The organism is Vescimonas sanitatis (assembly GCF_049060325.1).
GTDB classification, from domain to species: Bacteria; Bacillota; Clostridia; order Oscillospirales; family Oscillospiraceae; genus Vescimonas; species Vescimonas sanitatis.
Window position 1 is genome coordinate 137,820 of the sequence record NZ_JBMGPW010000008.1, and the last position, 20,668, is coordinate 158,487.

Annotated in this window: 19 protein-coding genes, 1 tRNA gene and 1 other annotated feature; of the genes, 1 reads left to right on the forward strand and 19 read right to left on the reverse strand. The window is 57.4% G+C overall.

From position 1 onward, the window contains the following. Positions 1–24 precede the first annotated feature (24 nt). The 3 genes from ACOMDU_RS10475 to ACOMDU_RS10485 all read right to left on the reverse strand — a co-directional run bounded on the left by ACOMDU_RS10475 (position 25) and on the right by ACOMDU_RS10485 (position 5,133). Complete coding sequence (locus ACOMDU_RS10475; RefSeq protein ID WP_421130256.1) at positions 25–1,374, reverse strand: hemolysin family protein; 1,350 nt, start codon at positions 1,372–1,374, stop codon at positions 25–27. 294 nt (positions 1,375–1,668) lie between these two features. After that, positions 1,669–2,889 carry an NADP-dependent isocitrate dehydrogenase gene (locus tag ACOMDU_RS10480; protein WP_421130257.1) on the reverse strand — a complete coding sequence of 407 codons (1,221 nt, stop codon included), beginning with the start codon at positions 2,887–2,889 and terminating at the stop codon, positions 1,669–1,671. Beyond that, a complete protein-coding gene (locus ACOMDU_RS10485) occupies positions 2,890–5,133 on the reverse strand; it encodes a hydratase (protein WP_421130258.1) in 2,244 nt (747 codons plus the stop codon). It abuts the gene before it with no gap. A 279-nt stretch (positions 5,134–5,412) separates the two neighbouring features. Here ACOMDU_RS10485 and ACOMDU_RS10490 point away from each other — a divergent pair, with 279 nt between their 5' ends. Beyond that, positions 5,413–6,801 (forward strand): citrate synthase, encoded by a 1,389-nt coding sequence (locus ACOMDU_RS10490; protein WP_022135699.1) that lies wholly within the window; start codon positions 5,413–5,415, stop codon positions 6,799–6,801. A gap of 39 nt (positions 6,802–6,840) precedes the next feature. Here the strand turns inward: ACOMDU_RS10490 and dapF are convergent, their stop codons facing one another. The 16 genes from dapF to ACOMDU_RS10570 all read right to left on the reverse strand — a co-directional run bounded on the left by dapF (position 6,841) and on the right by ACOMDU_RS10570 (position 20,581). Continuing rightward, positions 6,841–7,683, reverse strand: coding sequence for a diaminopimelate epimerase (gene dapF / locus ACOMDU_RS10495; RefSeq protein ID WP_421130259.1), 843 nt, complete (start codon positions 7,681–7,683; stop codon positions 6,841–6,843). Between the two features lie 301 nt (positions 7,684–7,984). Beyond that, a tRNA-Leu gene (locus tag ACOMDU_RS10500) sits at positions 7,985–8,071 on the reverse strand. Between the two features lie 113 nt (positions 8,072–8,184). Further along, entirely contained in the window at positions 8,185–9,576 is a 1,392-nt protein-coding gene (locus tag ACOMDU_RS10505; RefSeq protein ID WP_421130260.1) for a TrpB-like pyridoxal phosphate-dependent enzyme, read from the reverse strand. A 43-nt stretch (positions 9,577–9,619) separates the two neighbouring features. After that, complete coding sequence (gene trpS, locus ACOMDU_RS10510) at positions 9,620–10,663, reverse strand: tryptophan--tRNA ligase (protein ID WP_421130261.1); 1,044 nt, start codon at positions 10,661–10,663, stop codon at positions 9,620–9,622. Between the two features lie 68 nt (positions 10,664–10,731). Next, positions 10,732–10,979: a binding site (T-box leader), on the reverse strand. A gap of 62 nt (positions 10,980–11,041) precedes the next feature. Then, positions 11,042–11,704 (reverse strand): HAD family hydrolase, encoded by a 663-nt coding sequence (locus tag ACOMDU_RS10515; RefSeq protein WP_421130262.1) that lies wholly within the window; start codon positions 11,702–11,704, stop codon positions 11,042–11,044. Positions 11,705–11,802: 98 nt separating this feature from the next. Next, positions 11,803–12,060: a hypothetical protein gene (locus tag ACOMDU_RS10520; RefSeq protein WP_421130263.1), complete on the reverse strand. Its 258-nt coding sequence runs from the start codon at positions 12,058–12,060 to the stop codon at positions 11,803–11,805. A gap of 24 nt (positions 12,061–12,084) precedes the next feature. Next, positions 12,085–13,422 (reverse strand): APC family permease, encoded by a 1,338-nt coding sequence (locus ACOMDU_RS10525; RefSeq protein ID WP_421130264.1) that lies wholly within the window; start codon positions 13,420–13,422, stop codon positions 12,085–12,087. 293 nt (positions 13,423–13,715) lie between these two features. After that, a complete protein-coding gene (gene ychF, locus ACOMDU_RS10530) occupies positions 13,716–14,831 on the reverse strand; it encodes a redox-regulated ATPase YchF (RefSeq protein WP_421130265.1) in 1,116 nt (371 codons plus the stop codon). A gap of 127 nt (positions 14,832–14,958) precedes the next feature. After that, positions 14,959–15,945, reverse strand: a complete 987-nt coding sequence (locus tag ACOMDU_RS10535; protein ID WP_421130266.1) for a tyrosine-type recombinase/integrase — start codon at positions 15,943–15,945, stop codon at positions 14,959–14,961. Between the two features lie 351 nt (positions 15,946–16,296). Continuing rightward, positions 16,297–16,500 (reverse strand): excisionase, encoded by a 204-nt coding sequence (locus ACOMDU_RS10540; protein WP_421130267.1) that lies wholly within the window; start codon positions 16,498–16,500, stop codon positions 16,297–16,299. An 11-nt stretch (positions 16,501–16,511) separates the two neighbouring features. Further along, complete coding sequence (locus ACOMDU_RS10545) at positions 16,512–17,783, reverse strand: FtsK/SpoIIIE domain-containing protein (RefSeq protein WP_421130268.1); 1,272 nt, start codon at positions 17,781–17,783, stop codon at positions 16,512–16,514. A 90-nt stretch (positions 17,784–17,873) separates the two neighbouring features. After that, a complete protein-coding gene (locus ACOMDU_RS10550) occupies positions 17,874–18,896 on the reverse strand; it encodes a hypothetical protein (protein ID WP_421130269.1) in 1,023 nt (340 codons plus the stop codon). A 146-nt stretch (positions 18,897–19,042) separates the two neighbouring features. Then, positions 19,043–19,366 carry a hypothetical protein gene (locus tag ACOMDU_RS10555; RefSeq protein WP_421130270.1) on the reverse strand — a complete coding sequence of 108 codons (324 nt, stop codon included), beginning with the start codon at positions 19,364–19,366 and terminating at the stop codon, positions 19,043–19,045. 127 nt (positions 19,367–19,493) lie between these two features. Continuing rightward, on the reverse strand, positions 19,494–19,835 hold the full coding sequence (locus ACOMDU_RS10560) for a helix-turn-helix domain-containing protein (RefSeq protein WP_421130271.1): 342 nt from the start codon (positions 19,833–19,835) through the stop codon (positions 19,494–19,496). 1 nt (position 19,836) lies between these two features. Beyond that, on the reverse strand, positions 19,837–20,088 hold the full coding sequence (locus ACOMDU_RS10565; RefSeq protein ID WP_421130272.1) for a hypothetical protein: 252 nt from the start codon (positions 20,086–20,088) through the stop codon (positions 19,837–19,839). Positions 20,089–20,275: 187 nt separating this feature from the next. After that, positions 20,276–20,581, reverse strand: a complete 306-nt coding sequence (locus ACOMDU_RS10570; protein WP_421130273.1) for a helix-turn-helix domain-containing protein — start codon at positions 20,579–20,581, stop codon at positions 20,276–20,278. Positions 20,582–20,668 lie beyond the last annotated feature (87 nt).

Here is a 20,668-nt window from a genome sequence, read left to right on the forward strand (position 1 = left end):
GGCCGGGTGCTCCTTTTTGCTTTTTTATTCTTTCGCCTCGTCCGCGTCCTCTGTTTGAGGCAGCAGCGTTACCTCCGCCGCATTCACCTGATGGTCCAGAATGGAGGTCACATGGATCCGCATCCCCTCAGCCTCCAGCGTAATGTCCTGCGGGCCGTCGTCGGGTATCATGCCCAGCGCGTCGAACACCAGGCCGGTCAGGGTGTCATGCTCCTCCTGGTCCAGCTCGATGCCAAGTGCGTCCTCCAGATCGTCCAGCTCTACGTTGCCGGCGATGACCAGGGAGCCATCCTCCCGCTTTTCGATGCGGGGCTCATCATCGTCCGGGATGTTGCTGTCGTCGCTGCCCAGGTCGCCCACCAGCTCCTCAACCAGGTCGTTCAGCGTCACGATGCCCACCATGCCGCCGTACTCATCCAGCACCACGGCCAGGGGATTGCCGGTACGCTTCATGTTGCGGAACAGGGCGTCGGCCTTAATGGTCTCCGGCACGAAGTACGGCGTGCGGACGGCGCCGGCCATTACGCTCTCCCGGCTCTTATCCGCCAGGCGGAAGTACTCCTTGGCGTTCAGAATGCCCACCACATTGTCCGCACTGTCCTCGCACACGGGGTAGCGGGTGTGCCGCGTGTTGTGGATCGTCTCGGCCCAATCGTCCATGGTGTCGTCCAGCCACAGCAGATCCACGTCCGTGCGGTGGGTGGCGATCTCCTCGGCGGTCAGGTCGTCAAACTCAAAGACGTTCTGGATGAACTCCTTTTCCTCATGGTCGATGCCGCCGTGCTCGCTGCTGGCGTCCACCATCATGCGGATGTCCTCCTCGCCCACCTGCTCCTCGGCCTCGTTGGGATCAATGCCCAGCAGCCGCAGTATGCCGTTGGTAGACGCGCTCAGCAGCCACACGATGGGCGCGAACAGCTTGGAGATGACAGTGATGAGCCCGGAGATGTTCAGCGCTACCTTCTCCGACTGCTTCATGGCGATCCGCTTGGGCACCAGCTCGCCGAACACCAGCGTGAAGAAGGACAGGATCAGCGTGATCAGGATCACGGCGAGGGTGTTCAGCGTGGCGGGGGGGATCGTTACGCCCAACCCCACCAGCCAGTCCACCAGCGGGTCGGAGAAATTCTCCGCCGCGAAGGCACTGCCCAGAAAGCCCGCCAGGGTGATGGCCACTTGAATAGTGGCCAGGAACTTGGCCGGCTGGGCCGTCAGCCGGCTGAGCCGCTTGGCCTTCCGGTTGCCCTCCGACGTCATTTTGCTCAGCTTTACCTCGTTTACCGACAGCACGGCGATCTCCGCGCAGGCGAACACGGCGTTCAGGGCGATAAGCACCACCTGTAAAAGCAATAACCAACCTATTGAGGTATCCAAATTTTGTCTCCTTTCCCGGGCTCCGCTGTTTTCGCGGAGCGCCTCCTCTCGCTTTTTGCGCGATGTAAAAAGCGCAAAAGACACGGCCTGTGTGCCTCGCGCACAGGTCATGTCTCACGTCATTCTCTGTTGTTCTGATCTCGTTCAGGGCAAGAGTCGCTGCCGGCTGTGTCCATCCTGTGATAGAACCTCCCTGTATTTTTGGTTATGTTTTATTATACAGATGTGTAGGGGATATGTCAATATGACCGGAGGGAAAAGTGCCGCGGACGTCATGTCCGCGGCACAGTCATGTTACGCTGTCAGCAGCGCTTCCAGCCGCGCACGGATCAGGCCCAGCAGCGTGTCGTTGTCCGGCTTGTCGGTGTATTCCGACGGGTCGCACAGCATGGTCAGATCCTCGGTGAAGTGCCCCGCCTCGAACACGTCCAGCCCCGCCTGCTGCAAGCAGTCGGCAAACCGCGTCAGCGCGCCGTTGCTGTCCAGCTCGCCCCGCTTTCGCAAGGCGCCGGCCCAGGCGAACATGGTGGCCAGGGGGTTGGTGGATACCTTTTCTCCCTTCCGCCAGCGGTAGAAGTGGTCGGTGACGGTGCCGTGGGCGGCCTCATACTCGAAGCAGCCGTCCGGGGACACCAGCACGCTGGTCATCATGGGCAGGGAGCCGGAGGCCGCGGCGATCAGGTCGCTCATCACGTCGCCGTCATAGTTCTTGCAGGCCCAGACGATGCCGCCCTTGCTGCGGAGGACCTTGGCCGCGATATCGTCGATGAGCGCATAGCGGTAGTGAAGACCTGCCTGTTCAAAGGAAGCCCGGTACTCCTCGTCGTACACCTTCTGAAACAGCAGCTTGAAGGTCTGGTCATAGTCCTTGGAGATGGTGTCCTTGGCGCCGAACCACACATCCTGCCCTACGGACAGGGCGTAGGTGAAGCAGCAGCGGGCGAAGGAGAGGATGGAGGCGTCCCGGTTGTGCATGGCCTGCACCACGCCGGGGCCCTTGAAGTCGAACACCGTCTGGCGGCTCAGCTCCCGGCCGCTTTCATCGGTAAACACCAGCTCCGCCTTTCCGGCACCGGGGACACGGTATTCCACCGCCTTGTACAGGTCGCCGTAGGCGTGGCGGGCGATGGTAACAGGCTTCTCCCAGCAGGTCACCACAGGCTTGACCCGCTTCAGCAGGATGGGTGCGCGGAACACGGTGCCGTCCAGCGCCGCCCGGATGGTGGCGTTGGGGGACTTCCACAGCTGGGTCAGGCCGTACTCCTCCTGCCGCTGCAGGTTGGGGGTGATGGTGGCGCACTTCACGCCGATCTTCAGGCGCTTGATGGCCTCCGCTGCCTGTGCGGTGACGGCATCTGCCGTCTCCTCCCGGTGGGGCAGGGACAGGTCGTAGTATTCGGTGTTCAGGTCCACGAAGGGCTTAATAAGTGTGTCCTTTATTATACCCCACAGCACATGGGTCATCTCATCGCCGTCCAGTTCGGCGATGGGGACAGGCATTTTGATCTTTTCCATTCAGTTCACCGCCTTTGCTGCGTAATAGTTGATGAGGCACCCGCGCAGCAGCAGCTCGCGCTCCTCCGCGTTGGTGTTTTTCAGATAGAGGAGGAGGTCCGTTTTCCTGCCGTCATGCAGCAGTACCGCGGGGAATTCCTCGTCGCCCCGGGCCACCTTCTCCCGCACCTCCGGGACGTAGATAAAGTCGCCGGGTGCGCCGTCAAAGCTGTCGTCCGCCGCCAGTGTAAAAGGCAGCAGGCCCCAGTTGACGCAGTTGGAGCGATAGCGCTTGGTGGCGAACTCGTAGCAGATATTGGCGCTGCCGCCCAGTACCCGCTGACAGGAGGCCGCCTGCTCCCGGGCGGAGCCGTCGCCGGGTTTGTTGGCAAAGATAACGGAGCCGATGTGCAGTCGGGACAGACTGCGCGTATCCAGACCCAATGCGTGCAGCGTATCCGCCAGCACCGCCGGTATCCCGCCTGCGGCCCGGGCGCTTTCCAGCGCCGCCGCGGCCTTGGCCCGGGGCACGTAGTCCGGGTCGCGGCGGGACAGGGTGAACTGCGCCAGCTTCATAGGGTTGGAACGGTAGGAGGACGTCTCGCCGGAGGGGATGAGCTCGTCTGTGGTGGTGACCTCATCCCGCAGAACGGAGGCCACCTGTAGGAGCAGATCATCGGATAGGGCGGGGATGGCGGGCCATTCGGCGATGTTGGGACCGTATTGCAGCGGGGCGTCCGGCTGGGGGTGGCCGAAGCCGCGGTAGACCCGCTTGTCGTACACGGAGGCGTCGAACCGGCGCTCCGCGGGAGAGGGAGCGTCGTAGTCCACATCCGCCGCGGAGGTGAGCACACCGTGGTTCCGCGCGGTGGCGGCAATGGAACGGGCGTCCATGAGGATCACGCCGGACAGCTGGCCGTCGCCGGGCTTGGAGCCCTCGCGGTTGGGGAAGTTTCGGGTGGTGTGACGGATGGATAGGGCATCGTTGGCGGGCACATCGCCCGCGCCGAAGCAGGGGCCGCAGAAGCAGGGCTTGCACACCGCGCCGGCGCGCAGCAGCCGGGCGGACACGCCGTTTTCCACCAGCTCCAGCTCCACGGGGACGGAGGGGGGATACACGGAGAAGTCAAAATTCCCGCTGCCCACATCGCAGCCGTCCAGGATGGCAGCCGCCTCGGCGATGTTGTCATACAGGCCGCCGGCACATCCGGCGATGACGCCCTGCTCTACATGGAGCTTGCCGTCCTTTACTTTGTCGGTGAGATGCAGCTGCACCTTGCCGCCGAACTGGTCGGCGGCCCGCTTCTCTACTTCACGCAGGATGTCGCCGGGGTCGGCGATCAGTTCCCGCAGCGTCACCGCCTCGGAGGGATGGAAGGGCAGGGCGGCCATGGGCTCAATGGCGGACAGGTCCAGCTCGATAAGGCCGTCATAGTACGCGCCGTCCTCGGGATGCAGGGGTGCATAGTCCTCCGCCCGGCCGTGCAGCGCCAGATAGTCCTGCACGGCGCCGTCCGTCTCCCAGATGGAGGTCAGGCAGGCTGTTTCGGTGGTCATGACGTCGATGCCGATGCGGTAGTCCATGCTGAGACGGCCGATGCCGTCACCCACGAACTCCAGCACCTTGTTTTTCACAAAGCCGTTTTTATACACCGCACCGCACAGGGCGATGGCCACATCGTGGGGGCCCACGCCGTGGCGGGGCCTGCCGGTGACGTGCACCAGGATCACCTGGGGCGCTGCCAGGTCGTAGGTGTTACGCAGCAGCTGCTTGACGATCTCGCCGCCGCCCTCGCCTACGCCCAGGGTGCCCAGCGCGCCGTAGCGGGTGTGGCTGTCGGAACCGAGAACCATTTTGCCGCAGCCGGCCAGCATTTCCCGGGCATACTGGTGGATGACCGCCTGGTTGGCGGGAACATAGTCGCCGCCGTATTTTACCGCCGCCGACAGGCCGAAGGCATGGTCGTCGGCGTTGATGGTGCCGCCCACGGCACACAGGCTGTTGTGACAGTTGGTGAGCACATAGGGCACCGGGAATTCCGTCAGTCCGCTGGCCTTGGCGGTCTGGATCACGCCCACATAGGTGATATCATGGGAGATGAGACTGTCGAACGTCAGGTGCAGCAGGCCGTCGCCGCTGCCGGTGTTGTGGGCGCGGAGGATGCGGCAGGCCATGGTCTTCTCCCGGGCTGCCGCCATGGCGGGTGTGGCCTCACGGACGGCGCCGCCGGTCCAGAGGACGGGGGAGTCGTGCAGCTTGATCATAGGATAGCACCCCTTTCGGGAAATCAGAGTGTCGGGCACAGGCGGCCCGTGCAATAATGTAGTCAGTATAGCACGATGCTGGGAAAATGCAAGAGGAAAATCAAGAAAATTGCAAGTTGCAAATTTTCATTTTGCAAAAAACTTGAATATAAACGGATAAATTTGCGTTAGAGTAAAAAATTTTGAAATTTTAAAATTTTGCTCTTGCAAAATGGAGGCGGCGGACGTATAATCACCCATGAAACAACGTACCGCCCTGCGGCGAAAGGAGAAACCGATATGACCGAGAAAGACACCACGATTTTAAAACAGTATACCAATCCTCTGAGCCGCAGCATCCAGGAGCAGTACGCCATCAGCCCGGATCACTACCGGGGCGATATAAAGCTGGGCCTGCGGAATAATGATGGCACGGGCGTTTTGGTGGGTGTGTCCAAGGTGGGCAGTGTTCAGGGCTATCTGATGCAGGACGGTCAGCGTGTTCCCGCCCCCGGCAAGCTGTACTACCGCGGCATCGAGCTCACCGACATCGTGGAGGCCCACCGCAAGGCCGGCACCTTCGGCTTCGAGGAGGTAGCCTACCTGCTGCTGATGGGTTATCTGCCCTCCAAGAGCGAGTTGGCCTACTTCGACAAGATCATGAACCAGGCCCGCAAGCTGCCCGAGGGCTTTACCGAGGGCATGATCATGCGGCACCCCAGCCACAATATCATGAACGAACTGGCCCGCAGCGTGCTGAGCCTGTATTCCTACGATCCGGACCCGGACAACACCTCCATCGACAATATGCTGCTGCAGTCCGTCAAGCTCGTTGGCTATTTCCCGTCCATTGTGGCCAATGCCTACGCGGTGCAGCGCCACTACTTCCACGGCGACTCCCTGCATATCCATTTCCCGGTGCCGGAGCTGTCCACGGCGGAGAACTTCCTCCGTATGATGCGCCCGGACAAGAGCTACACCGATGAGGAGGCCCATCTGCTGGACATGATGCTCATGGTCCACGCGGAGCACGGCGGCGGCAACAACTCTACCTTCGTCTGCCGTGCCATGTCCTCCAGCGGCACGGACACCTACAGCGCCATTGCCGGGGCTGTCGGCTCCCTGAAGGGGCCCCTCCACGGCGGCGCCAACGCCAAGGTCATGGAGATGTTCCGCTATATCAAGGAGAATGTGGATCCCCACGACGACGGCTCCATCAAGGACTACCTGAACAAGCTGCTGGACGGCCAGGCGGGCGATCGGTCCGGCAAGATCTACGGCCTGGGCCACGCGGTGTACACCATGTCTGATCCCCGCGCCGTGCTGCTGAAGAAGTACGCCCAGCGCATGGCGGAGCTGAAGGGCTACGCCGACGACTTCGCCCTGCTGCAGAAGGTGGAGGAGCTGGGCCTGCCCATGGTCATGGAACGCAAGCACAGCGACACGCCCATGTGTGCCAATGTGGATATGTACTCCGGCCTGGTGTATGCCATGCTGGGCATCCCTGAGGAGGTGTTCACGCCGCTGTTCGCCTCCGCCCGTATTGCCGGCTGGTGCGCCAACCGCATCGAGGAGGTGGTCACCTGCCACCGGATCATGCGCCCGGCCTACCGTGCCGTCACCACCCACGAGGCGTATATCCCCATGGACCAGCGCGGTGAGCATCTGCACCTGTCTGCGGCGGACTGATGCAAGAAAAGAGCCGTCCCCATGGGGGACGGCTCTTTTTTACAGGACCAGGTTTTCGTCGGTGATCTCACCCTTGCAGACCACGTTGGTGGGGCCGGTCAGATACAGGTCGGTGACGCGGCCGGCCGCGTCACGTTCCGCGTCCACATACAGCGTGCCGCCGGTCATATCCACCCGGACGTGTTTGCCGGAGACCTTGCCCAGCAGCGTCAGCACCGTCACCACGGAGCCGGTGCCCGTGCCGCAGGCGTAGGTAAAATCCTCCACCCCGCGCTCATAGGTGCGCTCGTACACATGGTCCGGACCGATGATCTCATAAAAGTTCACGTTGGCGCCCTTGGGGAAATCCGGATAATGCCGCAGCGTCCGGCCCAGCCGGAGCAGTGCCGCCGTGTCATAGTCTCTCAAGCCGGCGATAGGTACCGCCGCGTGGGGGATGCCGGGGTCGCCCAGCTCCACATAGGCGCAGTCGTAGGTGATGCCGTCCACCTCCGCCGTACCGTCCAGCCGCATATGGCAGGGATCGTTGAGCCGTATGCGGTAGAGCCGTTTGCCCATTCGCCAGCCCGTCACAAGACCGGCAGTGGTCTCTACCCGCTGTGTTTCGCCGGCCAGGCCGTTCTCGAACCCGAAGCGGCAGATGCACCGCGCGCCGTTGCCGCACATCTCACCCGTGGAGCCATCGGAATTGAAGAACAGCATTTTGTAGTCGCCGCCACAGGTGGGCGGCTTCACCACCATGAAGCCGTCTGCGCCGATGGACATATGCCTCTCACACAGGACGCGGACGATCTCCGGCCACCTGTTCTCGGGGATGGCGTTCCGACGGTCGTCCACCACGATAAAATCATTGCCTGCCCCGTTCATCTTCCAGAATTCCATGATAGCCCTCCCTCGCGGTATTTTCTGCCATTGTACAGGGAACTGCCGCCATTGTCAAATACGCTGTCCCTATCGCCCGCGCCAAAAAGAAAAGCCACCCTTTAGGGTGGCTTTTCCGTGACTGCCCACAGGTTTTGTTGTCCGTACTTCCACATACCGCAGGGGAGGGGGAGTGTGAGGGGGAAACCTTTGCGGGTTTCCCCACTCGCGTTCAGTCATCCGCCCGCAGGCGACCACTTTTGCACAGCAAAAGTGCCGCACCAAAAAAGAAGAGGCACACGAACGTGTGTCTCTTCTTTTTTGGTGCGAGCGATGGGACTTGAACCCACACGACCTTACGGACACAAGCACCTCAAGCTTGCCTGTCTGCCGATTCCAGCACGCTCGCGGACAAGATACCTGATTATTATAGCAAAACCGGGCAGTTTGTCAAGTACCGGAGGAAAATTCGCCTGCTGCAGATAAAAAAGACCGCCGAAGGGCGGTCTTTCTTATACCTTTTTATTCGTTCCCCGGGAAACTGGGGATGGTGGCGAAGCCCCGCTGCAGGTCCTCGTCGGTGGGGATGACATCGCTCATCTCGCCATCGTTGTACTTGCCGTAGGCCACCATGTCGAAGTAGCCGGTACCGGTCAGGCCGATGACGATGTTCCTGGCCTCGTTGTTCTCCTTGCACTTCACCGCCTCGTCAATGGCCACCCGGATAGCGTGGCTGCTTTCCGGCGCGGGCAGGATGCCCTCGCAGCGGGCGAACAGCTCCGCCGCCTCGAACACGGAGGTCTGCTCCACGCTGCGGGCCTCCAGATAGCCGTCGTGGTACAGCTGAGAGACGATGCTGCTCATGCCGTGATACCGCAGGCCGCCGGCGTGGTTGGCGGAGGGGATAAAGCCGTTGCCCAGGGTGTACATCTTGGCCATGGGGCAGATCTTGCCGGTGTCGCAGAAGTCGTATTTGAACACGCCACGGGTCAGGCTGGGGCAGGAGGCCGGCTCCACCGCGATGATCTTATAGTCTGCCTCACCGCGGAGCATCTCGCCCACGAAGGGGGAGATCAGGCCGCCCAGATTGGAGCCGCCGCCGGCGCAGCCGATAATGATGTCCGGCTTGATGCCGTATTTATCCAGCGCCGCCTTCGTCTCCAGACCGATGACGGACTGGTGCAGCAGCACCTGATTCAGCACACTGCCCAGCACATAGCGGGTGTTGGGCGTGGAAGCGGCGCACTCCACGGCCTCACTGATGGCGCAGCCCAGAGAGCCGGTGGTGTCGGGGAACTCCGCCAGGATCTTGCGGCCTACCTCGGTGGTCAGGGAGGGAGAGGGCGTTACCTCCGCGCCGTAGGTCCGCATGACCTCGCGGCGGAAGGGCTTTTGCTCATAGGAGCACTTCACCATGAACACATGGCAGTCCAACCCCAGATAGGCGCAGGCCATGCTCAGCGCCGTGCCCCACTGGCCGGCACCGGTCTCCGTGGTCACGCCGGTGAGCCCCTGCTCCTTGGCGTAGTAGGCCTGAGCGATGGCGGAGTTCAGCTTGTGACTGCCGGAGGTGTTGTTGCCCTCGAACTTGTAGTAGATGTGCGCCGGGGTACCCAGCTTATCCTCCAGGCAGTAGGCACGCACCAGGGGAGAGGGACGGTACATCCGATAGAAATTCCGCACGTCCTCGGGGATGGGGATATAAGGGGTATGGTCGTCCATCTCCTGCTTTACCAGCTCGGCGCAGAACACGTGGCCCATCTCCTCCGCCGTCATGAGCTTCAGGGTGCCGGGGTTCAGCAGGGGCGCCGGCTTGTTCTTCATATCCGCGCGAACATTGTACCAATACCGGGGCATCTCGTCCTCGGAGAGATAGATCTTATAGGGAATGCTGCGGTTTTTCAGTTCTTTCATGGTGTTTGTCTCCTTTCAGTATTGGTCAGCGCGGTACACTGTGTTACGCAAAATAGTCGATCTGCATGGCGTGCTTGACCTTGGCCAGGGTATCGGCCGCAGCGGCCTGCGCCGCCTGGGTGCCCTGCCGCAGCACGTCCATCACATAGCCGGGGTCCTTTTCCAGCTCCTCGCGGCGATTACGGATAGGCTCCAGCGTCTCCTGCAGGACGTTGTTCAGGAACTTCTTGACCTTCACATCACCCAGGCCGCCCCGCTGATAGTGGGCCTTCAGCTCGTCCAGATTGGCGTAGTCCGGCAGGTATTTGGCAAAGTGCTCATCATTGCAGAAAGCATCCAGATACATGAACACCGGGTTGCCCTCGGTCTGGCCGGGGTCGCTGACCTGCAGGTGGTTGGGGTCGGTGAACATACCCATGACCTTGGTGCGGATGTCCTCCGGCTTGTCGGCCAGATAGATGCAGTTGCCCAGGGATTTGCTCATCTTTGCCTTGCCGTCGGTGCCGGGCAGACGCAGGCAGGCCTCGTTGTCCGGCAGCAGGGCCGTGGGCTCCACCAGCGTCTCGCCGTACAGCTCATTGAAGCGGCGGACGATCTCGCGGGCCTGCTCCAGCATGGGCAGCTGGTCCTCGCCTACGGGCACGGTGTCGGCCATGAAGGCGGTGATGTCCGCCGTCTGGCTGACGGGATAGGTCAGGAAGCCCATGGGGATGCTGTGGTTGAAGCCCCGCAGCTGGATCTCCGCCTTCACGGTGGGGTTGCGTTCCAGCCGGGCCAGCGTCACCAGGTTCATGTAGTAGAAGGTCAGCTCCGTCAGCTCACACACCACGGACTGGATGAACATATGGCACTTGGCGGGGTCCAGACCGCAGGCCATGTAGTCCAGCGCCACCTGTAGGATGTTCTCCCGCACCTTACCGGGGTTGTCGAAATTGTCGGTCAGGGCCTGGGCGTCGGCGATCATAAAGAACAGCTTTTCAAATTTGCCGCTGTTCTGCAGGATGACGCGGTTGCGGAGGGAGCCCACATAATGGCCCACGTGCAGGCGGCCGGTGGGGCGGTCGCCGGTGAGGATGATCTTACCCATAATCGTGATTCCTTTCTGTATGAGAAATGTTTTTTCGAGACAACAAAAAAGTCTGTCCCATGGAAAATCCATGGGACAGACTGTAAATACAAATCTGCGGTACCACCCACATTGGCGTAAAAACGCCCACTTTGCGCGCACTGTCATGCGTTCCGCCGGGATAACGGCCGCGGCTGCCGTCGGGTATTACTCGCCATTTGGCTTTCTCCCCGCCCTCGTAAGTCCATTCACCGCACGTTCCGCTGCCACGCTTTCACCGATACGCGGCTCTCTGAAAGTTTCCTGTGCGATTACTCCTCTTACTCAACGGTTTTTGAAGTATGGGGTTATTGTATCACCTTTTTTGCGGATGTCAAGCAAAAATTTTATCGGACGGCGCTATCTGCACAGCATCTTCAGCAGCTGCGGGGCGGTGTCCGCGATGCGTTCCGCACCGGCAATTTCCAGTTTTTCACGGCCGCGGAAGCCCCAGCTGACGGCGATCAGCGGCAGACCGGCGTTGCGGGCCGTGGACACATCTACCTCGCTGTCGCCCACATACACGGCATTTTCCGGGCGGACGTCGAGATCCGAAAGCGCTTGTGCCACAAGGGCTGGCGATGGTTTCGGGTCCACGCCGTCCCGCTGGCCGAGGGCCGGCATACCGGGGAAAAACTTTTCCGCCAGCGCCTTGGTGGTGGCGTCCGGCTTGTTGGAGACAACGGCGGTCTTCACACCCATTTTTTCCAGCTCCGCCAGGACCTCCGGAATGCCGGGGTACGGCGCGGTCTTTACGCAATTATGGGCCTGGTACCAGTCCTTGTAGGAGGCTAAAATCTCGTGAAACCGTTGGGGCGCAATGGGTTCGGGGATGGCGCGCTCCATGAGCTTCGCGGCGCCGTTGCCGACGAAGGCGCGTATTTCCTCGAGGGTGCGCTGCGGCCAACCATTTTCAAGCAGGATATGGTTTACAGCGTCCTGCATATCCGATAGGGTGTCTAAAAGTGTGCCGTCCATGTCGAAAAGAACGGCCTGAAAGCGGGGGCAAAGAGGGAAATTCATGTGGCAGGTTCCTTTACATTCAGGTTATTTTATGTTGCGCTAATGGTCACTTTATCTTGCTCTTAATGAAGTATTATAGCAAACTGTGAGGCACATTGCTATATGCAGTTGTCGTTTTTTTGCGGTGCGGCACATTTTTGGCCGGACAGATGGGTCAGCAGGTGGGGAAGGAGGATACTGCCCGGGATCAGCAGGATGCCGATACCGCCCGGAAGGGTGATCTGCGCCTTCGGGAGCGCCGCGCCGCGGCCCACGGTGCGGCGGCTGAGGCGGCCGAAGGGCGCGCTGCCGTCTGCGGAAAAGGCGGGACGGACGCCGGCAGAGCCGACGCCCGTCCCAATGCAAAAGGGGAACACACATGGACGTGCGTTATACGCTTGTTACGCCTTCCTGCCGCTCTTGAAGAACGCGCCGATGACCTCAATGACCACAAAGACGATCAGGTAATACACCACGTTTATCTTGTGAGAGTAGATAGCGGCGAACACCATGAACAGGGAGCACAGGATGGCCAGCACGGGCATGACCTTGCCGCGGAAGCCGGACAGATCCCTGCGCTTGAGCAGAGCGATGTAGATGGGGATGTAAATGGCGTACAGGGTGATGATGGGCAGCTCGGAGGAGTCGAACTTGAAGGGACCGAAGCCCCCCATGATAGTGCCGCCGTAGAAGTACAGCAGCCACAGGGAGCTGACCAGCAGACCGAACACGGCGGAGTTGTTGGCCATGTTGGTGTTGGCGTCCACGTTCTTGAACATGGCCAGCTTGGGGCTGCCGCTCTCAACGGCCAGATCGAACATGCCGCGGGTAACAGCCATGGTCAGGCCGTTGCAGGTGCCCCAGCAGGAGATCACAACGAACACGAAGATGGCAGCGCCGCCCACCTGGCCAAAGATGTTCTGGAAGGCGATCTTGGCGCCGGCTTCGCCGCCGGCCATCATGACCTCGGACTCCACCGCGCCGGCCAGACCGACATAGTAGATCACGTACACGATGGCAACGATCACCGTACCGATCAGCAGCGCGCGGGGCATGTTCTTCTTGGAATCCTTCAGCTCGGTGCCGATGGAGGTGGCACAGATCCAGCCCTCAAAGGCGAAGGCCAGGGAGACGATAGCGCCGAACAGACCCTCGGTGAAGGGCATCTCGGTAACGACATTGGAGAAGTTGAACGCGGTCATGCCGCTGGTCAGACCCACGATGGTGCCGACAACGGCCATCAGCAGCAGAGGGATCAGCTTGATGATGGTGGTGGCGATGGCGAACTTACCAGCCAGCTTGGGAGCCAGAGCGTTCATGGTGTAGGTGACAACCATGAAAACACCGGCCAGCATCATGGTGCGGCCGCCGACAACGGCGTCATCCCATCCCATGAGCACACCGAAATAGCGGGCGGGCAGCCAGCTCAGCACGGACACCAGAGAGGGATAGTAGATAATGGCCATGAACCAGCCCACATAGTAGCCGTAGCTCTTGCCGCAGGAGGCGCTGGCGTAGCCCACCAGACCCTCCACACCCTCGTGGCTCTGCGCCACGACGCCGAAGGTGCAGGCGCTGATGATCATGACAACGCCCATGATGATGAATGCCAGAATACCGACAGACAGATTACCGCCGGTCTTTGTCAGGACAGCTTCGGCCTTGAAGAACACGCCGGAGCCGATGACAGTGCCCACCACCAATGCGATGGCTACGGGCAGCGTATACCGTTTTTCCATAATTCCGTTTTCCTTTCTGATCTCTCCTCATAATTGGATCGTGAGACTTTTCACAATCACAGCATCATTATAGCGCGTTCACGATTTATTCACAAGCCTTTTTTGTCTGTGTTTTGTAGAAAAATTCACAATATTTTTAGGTAATTCGCCAATTCGCGCTTTACACCATTAAGGTTTTTAGCGGGTTTCCGCAGAAGAAAACCGCGGCGCACCGCGGCAGGCATACAGCTGCTTGAAAAACCGCGAAAAAAGCAGGACCGGCGGGGCCGGTCCTGCATGGCAGGCAGAGGTCGTTATACGTTGAAGCGGAAGTAGATCATGTCGCCGTCCTTGACCACATACTCCTTGCCCTCGGAGCGCAGCAGGCCCTTTTCCTTGGCGGCGGCCACGCTGCCGCCGCAGGCCATCATCTCGTCGAAGTTGATGGTCTCGGCCCGGATGAAGCCGCGCTCGATGTCGGAGTGGATCTTGCCGGCGGCCTGGGGGGCCTTGGTGCCCTTTTTGATGGTCCAGGCGCGGCACTCGTCCTTACCGTAGGTCAGGAAGGAGATGAGACCCAGCAGGTCATAGCTGCACTGGATGAGACGGTCCAGACCGGACTTTTCGATGCCCAGGTCCGCCAGGAACATGGCGCGTTCCTCCGGGTCATCCAGCTCGGCGATGTCCTGCTCCAGCTTGGCGCAGATGGGCAGCACCTGGGCCCCCTCCCTGGCGGCCAGATCGCGGACGGACTGGAAGTACTTGTTGTCCTCATAGTGGGCGAAGCCGTCCTCGTCCATGTTGGCGGCGTAGATGATGGGCTTGAGGCTCAGCAGGTCCGCCGTCTCGACGATGGCGCGGTCGTCCTTATCGCACGCGAAGGTGCGGGCGGACTTGCCGCTGTCCAGATGCGCCGCCAGGGCCTTGAATACCTCGGCCTCATGGAGGAACTTCTTGTCGCCCTTGGCGGCCTTCGTGGCCTTCTCCACCCGGCGGTTGACCATCTCCAGGTCCGCCATGATCAGCTCCAGGTCGATGGTTTCGATGTCGCCCAGGGGGTCCACGGGGACGTTCTGGCTGGCATCGGCCACCACATGCATGATGTTCTCGTCGTCAAAGCAGCGGACCACATGGACGATGGCGTCCGTGCGGCGGATATTCTCCAGGAACTTGTTGCCCAGGCCGGCGCCCTGGCTGGCGCCCTTCACCAGACCCGCGATGTCCACGAACTCGATGACGGCGGGGGTCTTTTTGTCCGGCTGGTACATCTCCGCCAGCTTGTCCAGCCGCGCGTCCGGCACGGCCACCACGCCCACGTTGGGCTCGATGGTGCAGAAGGGGTAGTTGGCGCTCTCTGCCCCGGCGTTGGTGATGGCGTTGAACAGGGTGCTTTTGCCAACATTTGGTAATCCGACGATACCTAATTTCATATCTTCATCTTCTCCTTTATTTTCGAGGAAGAAAGTTGCAGAATAACAGTTTAATCTTGCGATTTTCGGAACTTTCTTCAATTATAAACTTTTTGACGGGTGATTTACTCACCTTTTACTCACCTTTTTACGCGCTTTTGGCTTCTTCAAATTGACGCACAGCTTGAAACAGGGAGTCATCGGTCACATGGACGTATTTGTCCATTGTAGTCTTGATGCTGGCGTGACCCAACAGCTTTTGCAATACCTTGGGCGGCATCCCGCGCTCGATTGCCCGCGTAGCATAGGTGTGGCGCAGGGCGTGCATACAGAAATGCTCTATACCTGCCCGGTCACACAGCTTATACAGGTGCGTATCATAGCTGCTGTTCTTTGCGGGCATTCCGGTACGGAAGTTGATAAAGACAAGGTCGCGCATATTCATCTTTGCCTTTTCCGCTGTCCGCCGGTCAACATAGGTCAGCACTTTGTCCAGTTCGGTGGCCTCTTTTCGGTACTCCCGTACTTGATACAAGTCCCACAGGATTTGATAGGCAGTATCCGTTAACGGTATCGTGCGGTAGCTTTTCTTGGTTTTCGGAGGCCCTGCCCGCCACTCCTGTTGCTTATAGCGGAACTCCAGCGTCTTGTTAACCGTCAGCGTGTGCCGTTCCCAGTCAATAGCGTCCCATGTCAGACCAATCATTTCGCCGGTACGCAAGCCTGTCTCCAAAATCAAGGCGTACTGCGCGTAGTTGTGGGAACGCTTTGCCGCCTCCATGAACTTCGCCTGCTCCGCGACCGTCAGAAAGTGAATTTCGTCCGGGGCTTTTACAGAGGCTTCAAACCGTACCCCATCCAACGGGTGTGTGTCAATCAGCCCGTTTTCCTTGGCAGCCTTGAACATCGTCCCCATCGTGATATACGTCTGTCGGATAGTAGAACCGGCATAGGAGGCGGTCATGCTGTTAAGTACAGTTTTGCAGTGCATGGGCTTCACGTCCGTCAGCAGCATATCGCCTAATACGGGCTTTATATTCTTTTCATAACGTTCCCGATAGTTCCGTATGGTGTTCGCAGCCAAGCCGGTGAGCAGATTTTCTCGCCAAAATGTTTCCCACGCGTTTACCGTCATAGGGACAGGCTTCGGCTTTACCGACGGGTACAGTTGATGATACAGCTGCTCTTTCTGCCAATTTTGGGCATCCCTCAAATTCTGAAAGCACTTTTCCAAACGCCTTCCCGCTTTGTCTGTGCATCGTGCGTAGTACAGGCCATCTTTTCTTTGACCTATACCTTTTCCAAGCTCTTTTCCTTTCAAACTTTTTCCCATATTTAGCTCCTCTCTGCCACAGAGAAATGAGCCATGTAACGCGATAATTGTACCACGGTAGCTTCACTTTCTCAATAGATAAACGGTATTTTTCTTAACTGCAAGGTGCAGAAATGCCCTGCCACACAGCGGCGACAGGGCATCCCGCGCCCATCAAACGACGAAGCGGCTGGAAATGTATTCCTCAAACTCTTTTCGCTTGACCAGTTTCCGACTGCCCACATACAGTACGAAGGGACAACCTTCCTCCCGCAACATGGCGTCAATACGATTGATGCCGATATTGGAGTATGCAGCGGCTTCCTTGATAGTAAGCAACAGCTTTTTGTCAATAGGGACACGTGACTCTGAGTCCATGGCGTTCACCTTTAGAGCGTTTTATCGTCAAAAAGAAACGCCTGAAATACCGTCCCGTCATGGAGCAAAAAACGCCCACGCGACGTTTTGGGAATGCGGTCAGCGGCATCCGTACTGTCAAGGATGATTTGAGAAAGAACGTTATCTGCCCGCCCGCAAATGCGACAATCGATGTTGTTTTTGATTTGACCCGCAAGGATGTTGGCATCAGGCCGTTGTGTTGCCAAAATCAAATGGATACCAAAAGCGCGCCCCTGCCGTGCGATGGTTGCCAGCCTGCTCTCCACCTGCGCGACCTGTTCTTTCTGTTCTTTGCTCAAGCCGGTCTTATCCAGCACCTCTGCCACCTCATCGCAAGCGAAGATATAGCGGGGCAGATTTTCATCTGTGGTCGCATTATATTCGCCCAAATTGGCGCAGCCAGCATTCTTGAAAAGCCGCTTGCGTTCCTCCAAGATAGCAAGAAGTTCGTCCAGCAGCGGCACCAACTCCTCCAAGGTAAAGCAAAAGCGGCAATGTTCGTGCCAAACGGCGGGGTAATCCACGCCGCCCTTAAAGTCCGCCACGCAGACCACCGCGCCCTTTTTGATGGACTCCATCACGAGCAGCTTGAGCAGGACGCTTTTCCCACTCCCGGTAGAACCTCCGAGGAGAATGTGCGGTGTTGTTGCCAAGTTTACAGTCACAAGCCCAGCAAGGCCGCGTCCCAGTACCAGCACAAAATCCTCGCGGCTTAGATAGCGATTTGTCCATGGAAGTATAGCAGGCAGCGCACCGCTGGCAGGGACAACTCTCAGCTGCACGGTACGGTTATTTTTGCCCTGTTCGATGGAAATAATGTTAATATCCAATGCGCTTTCCAGTTTTTCGCGGTGATCCTCAAATTGCGTGAGGTGTACGCCGTGACTGAGAAAAGTCAGCACCTCCACTGTTTCATCTTCCTTGTGTCGGTCGATGAGGACGGGATATTCTCCCGCTGCGTTTTTCAGCCCAATGCGTTGAATGTCCTGCGCGATGGAAAGAAAACCACGCGGCAGTCCCGCCGCAGCCGTTCCAAAAGCCGCCAGCATTACGCCGAAGATGGCGAATGCCATCCCGTACAAGCCACGCTCAAACGTGGCCAATGCGCCATCTGGCACAGTCAGCATCGCCAGCAGGAGCAACAGCACGAAAGCAACCACGGCAATGATTGCCCGCGTCCGCGTCTGACGGTCTGAGCGAATATTTCTCATTCCGCTTTTGATGAAGTGGCACAGCACCTTGATTTTGAAATCCGTTGTCATAAAAGTCTCCTGTTTATATTTGCGGTTGTAACGGTAACGAAGAGGGTGAGGGTAATACTAACCTCACCCTCTATACAGCCCGAACTTTGGTTATCCCGATAATGGCAGTCTCTCCAACGCCTCTTCCCGAAGTTCATTGTAGCCTGCGTATCCCACCATAGATTGCGTATACCTACAGAAATGGTCACCATCGCGGAAACAATATGTTATGTCCGTCAGGCGGCGAAAGAACTGCTCAATCGGGTCAGATTTTTGCAAACTTGGTGGAACCATTAACGCATATAGTGCTTCCGGTGGGAAGATTGAAGCAATGTAAACCTCATTCCAAAGAGCAAAAATATTGGCGTAGCGGGCATGGATTTGAGATTTATATTTATCGAGGATTGACAGCAATACGCCATATGGTATACCGCCTTTGAACTCATCCAAGAACAGAATGGGCTGGCCACGATAAAGGTCAAATCCACCGTTCAGATAGTCAGTGACGTGGTAGATTTTGTCTTCGCCGTACTCTTCGCAAAGTTCCACATATTTATGAGATTTCCCTGTTCCAGAGTTTCCTACAAAATAATGCGCCTTTATCTCTCGCAGTACAGGCGTTCCTCGGCGTTTGCGTTCCATATATTCAGCGGTTACCATACGCTCATACCGACGAAAGCGAAACTCCTGTCGGAAAATTTCCTCAGGTGTCAGCCCAGCATCCAGCAAAGCCGCGATTTCGTCCAAGTCACTGCGCTTGCCCTGCGCCGCCTTGATTTCGCCGTGACGGACGATGCAAATGACCTGCTCACCCTTTTCATCAAAAGGTGGTTGTTTTTCAATATAGGATTCTGCCTGCTTTTTGGTGCCCTTGGTGACCTCAAAATGCGCCCCTGCAGCATAACTGGATTTAACCGTAGAGAACCTCATGGCTTTGGCGTCTTCCAGTACCATGTGAATATGAGGCAGACCATCCGCCGAAACGCAGTAAGCCCATGCTCCTGTTCGATCTGCGCCACCTATCAGCCACTCATCGCGTAGGCGGGAACACACTTCCTCAGGTGTGCCCGCATATCCGTGTTCAGCCGGATTATTCAGAACTGCAAACCATGATTTGGTGACGGTTTCTTTCACTGTTCTTCTCCTTTCCCAGCAGGGCAGCTATAGTCCATCCCTGCCGTTTTTTCAAAATGTGTAAGTTTCTATCTTGACCGCCCCAAATAGGGGAGCCCGCGGAGACTTTTTGTGAAGCCCCGCAGGCTCTGACGGGGGCGGTCGAGTCAAGTTTTCAAAACATGAATGTTTTCAGCAGTCACGGTAATAACCACCTTTTTGTCAATGTAGTAAAGATGAATAACCATCCCATCAAATCTAATGTTTGGATTTTTTGCCGCATCTTCCACTGAAATCTTAGATTCCCCAGGAACCGATACCCTAACGGACATATAGCCCCGGTCGGTGCAGAGAACATTGTAGTAGGTGCCGTCTGCCTTGTCAGTTTTCTCTCCCTCCGCATAAACGTACTTCGGCGTGATCCCCGTCAAAAGGAACCGATCTCCCAACGTTGAAGCCACGTCTACCTTGATATCTTTAAGCTTAATCATGTTTTTTGTTCCTCTTTTCTATCTTTTGGCTTGTCGATCGATCGTGCCTTCAGTATATCTCACACTTCCCGCGAAAACGTTGCGTCGCACGCAACGTTTTTCAAAATAACGGAGCTATAATTAAGATTTATTCAAAACTTGAGAGCAAGGGTTTTCCACATGCGTCAAGGAGCAAATTGATTTTCTCTAAACTCCATCCCTGTGTACGCCCATATCTGTAAATAGGGCGCCACGGTTCATACGAATCCCACCACGCATCTTCTTCTGTACAAGGAACTTTCAAGGCAGCTATAATTGCCGCCAGCCCCTTAGGTGTCAAACAAATTCCCTCGTTTATAATACGAGAGATGGTGGAGTTGCTCATACCGGTCGTCCGAGCAAGCGCCGCGTTTGACATATTCAGTTCTTCTTTCCTATAGAAAATTTTTTCTTTAATAGGGATAGGGGGATTAAAGAATTCTTTTGGCACGTCACCGACTCCATCCACGTGGATGAAGTTGACCATGGTAACTAAATCGCTTCACCAACACCAACAGCAGATACGATGGTCTTTTCTCCAACAACCATACAATCGCCTCCTCCGTGGTGTTTTTAGCAGTTATGGATTTTTGCTTAGAGGGAATGTCGAGCAACGGAATTTTGTTAACGCTGCTGCTTGGTGCAAAAATAGGCAAAGTATCCCGCAAAACAGTCAAAAAGTCAAAGTTTTGTGCATAAAACAATCTTATAACTCTCCTTTCAAGATAAAAACGCAAAAAAAGACAGCTATCCCAAAAGGGATAACTGTCTAAATAATATGGTGACTGAGAAAAGGGTGCTGCTGCACCTCATTAAAAAATCTTCGTAATGATAGTTCTATAATACCATATATCGTCTGAATGTCAAGCAATAAACTCAATATATTGCAATTCATTCCCTATACGACCGCATGACTTGCAGAACGGCGGCCTTTTGTGTGTCGGTCAGCACCTTCCATTCCTTCAGCAGTTCCCGCACCTCCGGCGATACCTCCACCATTTCGTCTTGCGCGAAGAACTGCGCCACGGTGATACCGAACGCGCCGCATAAGGCCTCCAATGTGGACACACTCGGAAGTGTACCACGGCGGAAAATATTAGAAACCGTATTGGGCGACAGCTTCGCCTCTTTTGCGATTCGATAGTCCGACCAACCGCGCTCCTGCTGAAGCTGCCTTAATTTCTGCAAAACGTCCATACAGCACCTCACTTGTTGGATATATTATATCCTCAAGCATGGTGGTATAAAAATAGCATAGTTGTGACTTGCATAGCGCATAGAATG

What these genes read in the sequence shown, in the direction of transcription:
- ACOMDU_RS10480 (WP_421130257.1), bottom strand. Translation starts at nt 2,889, where the DNA reads ATGGAAAAGATCAAAATGCCTGTCCCCATCGCCGAACTGGACGGCGAT.
- ACOMDU_RS10485 (WP_421130258.1), bottom strand. Translation starts at nt 5,133, where the DNA reads ATGATCAAGCTGCACGACTCCCCCGTCCTCTGGACCGGCGGCGCCGTC.
- ACOMDU_RS10490 (WP_022135699.1), top strand. Translation starts at nt 5,413, where the DNA reads ATGACCGAGAAAGACACCACGATTTTAAAACAGTATACCAATCCTCTG.
- dapF (WP_421130259.1), bottom strand. Translation starts at nt 7,683, where the DNA reads ATGGAATTCTGGAAGATGAACGGGGCAGGCAATGATTTTATCGTGGTG.
- ACOMDU_RS10505 (WP_421130260.1), bottom strand. Translation starts at nt 9,576, where the DNA reads ATGAAAGAACTGAAAAACCGCAGCATTCCCTATAAGATCTATCTCTCC.
- trpS (WP_421130261.1), bottom strand. Translation starts at nt 10,663, where the DNA reads ATGGGTAAGATCATCCTCACCGGCGACCGCCCCACCGGCCGCCTGCAC.
- ACOMDU_RS10515 (WP_421130262.1), bottom strand. Translation starts at nt 11,704, where the DNA reads ATGAATTTCCCTCTTTGCCCCCGCTTTCAGGCCGTTCTTTTCGACATG.
- ACOMDU_RS10525 (WP_421130264.1), bottom strand. Translation starts at nt 13,422, where the DNA reads ATGGAAAAACGGTATACGCTGCCCGTAGCCATCGCATTGGTGGTGGGC.
- ychF (WP_421130265.1), bottom strand. Translation starts at nt 14,831, where the DNA reads ATGAAATTAGGTATCGTCGGATTACCAAATGTTGGCAAAAGCACCCTG.
- ACOMDU_RS10535 (WP_421130266.1), bottom strand. Translation starts at nt 15,945, where the DNA reads ATGACGGTAAACGCGTGGGAAACATTTTGGCGAGAAAATCTGCTCACC.
- ACOMDU_RS10540 (WP_421130267.1), bottom strand. Translation starts at nt 16,500, where the DNA reads ATGGACTCAGAGTCACGTGTCCCTATTGACAAAAAGCTGTTGCTTACT.
- ACOMDU_RS10545 (WP_421130268.1), bottom strand. Translation starts at nt 17,783, where the DNA reads ATGACAACGGATTTCAAAATCAAGGTGCTGTGCCACTTCATCAAAAGC.
- ACOMDU_RS10555 (WP_421130270.1), bottom strand. Translation starts at nt 19,366, where the DNA reads ATGATTAAGCTTAAAGATATCAAGGTAGACGTGGCTTCAACGTTGGGA.
- ACOMDU_RS10570 (WP_421130273.1), bottom strand. Translation starts at nt 20,581, where the DNA reads ATGGACGTTTTGCAGAAATTAAGGCAGCTTCAGCAGGAGCGCGGTTGG.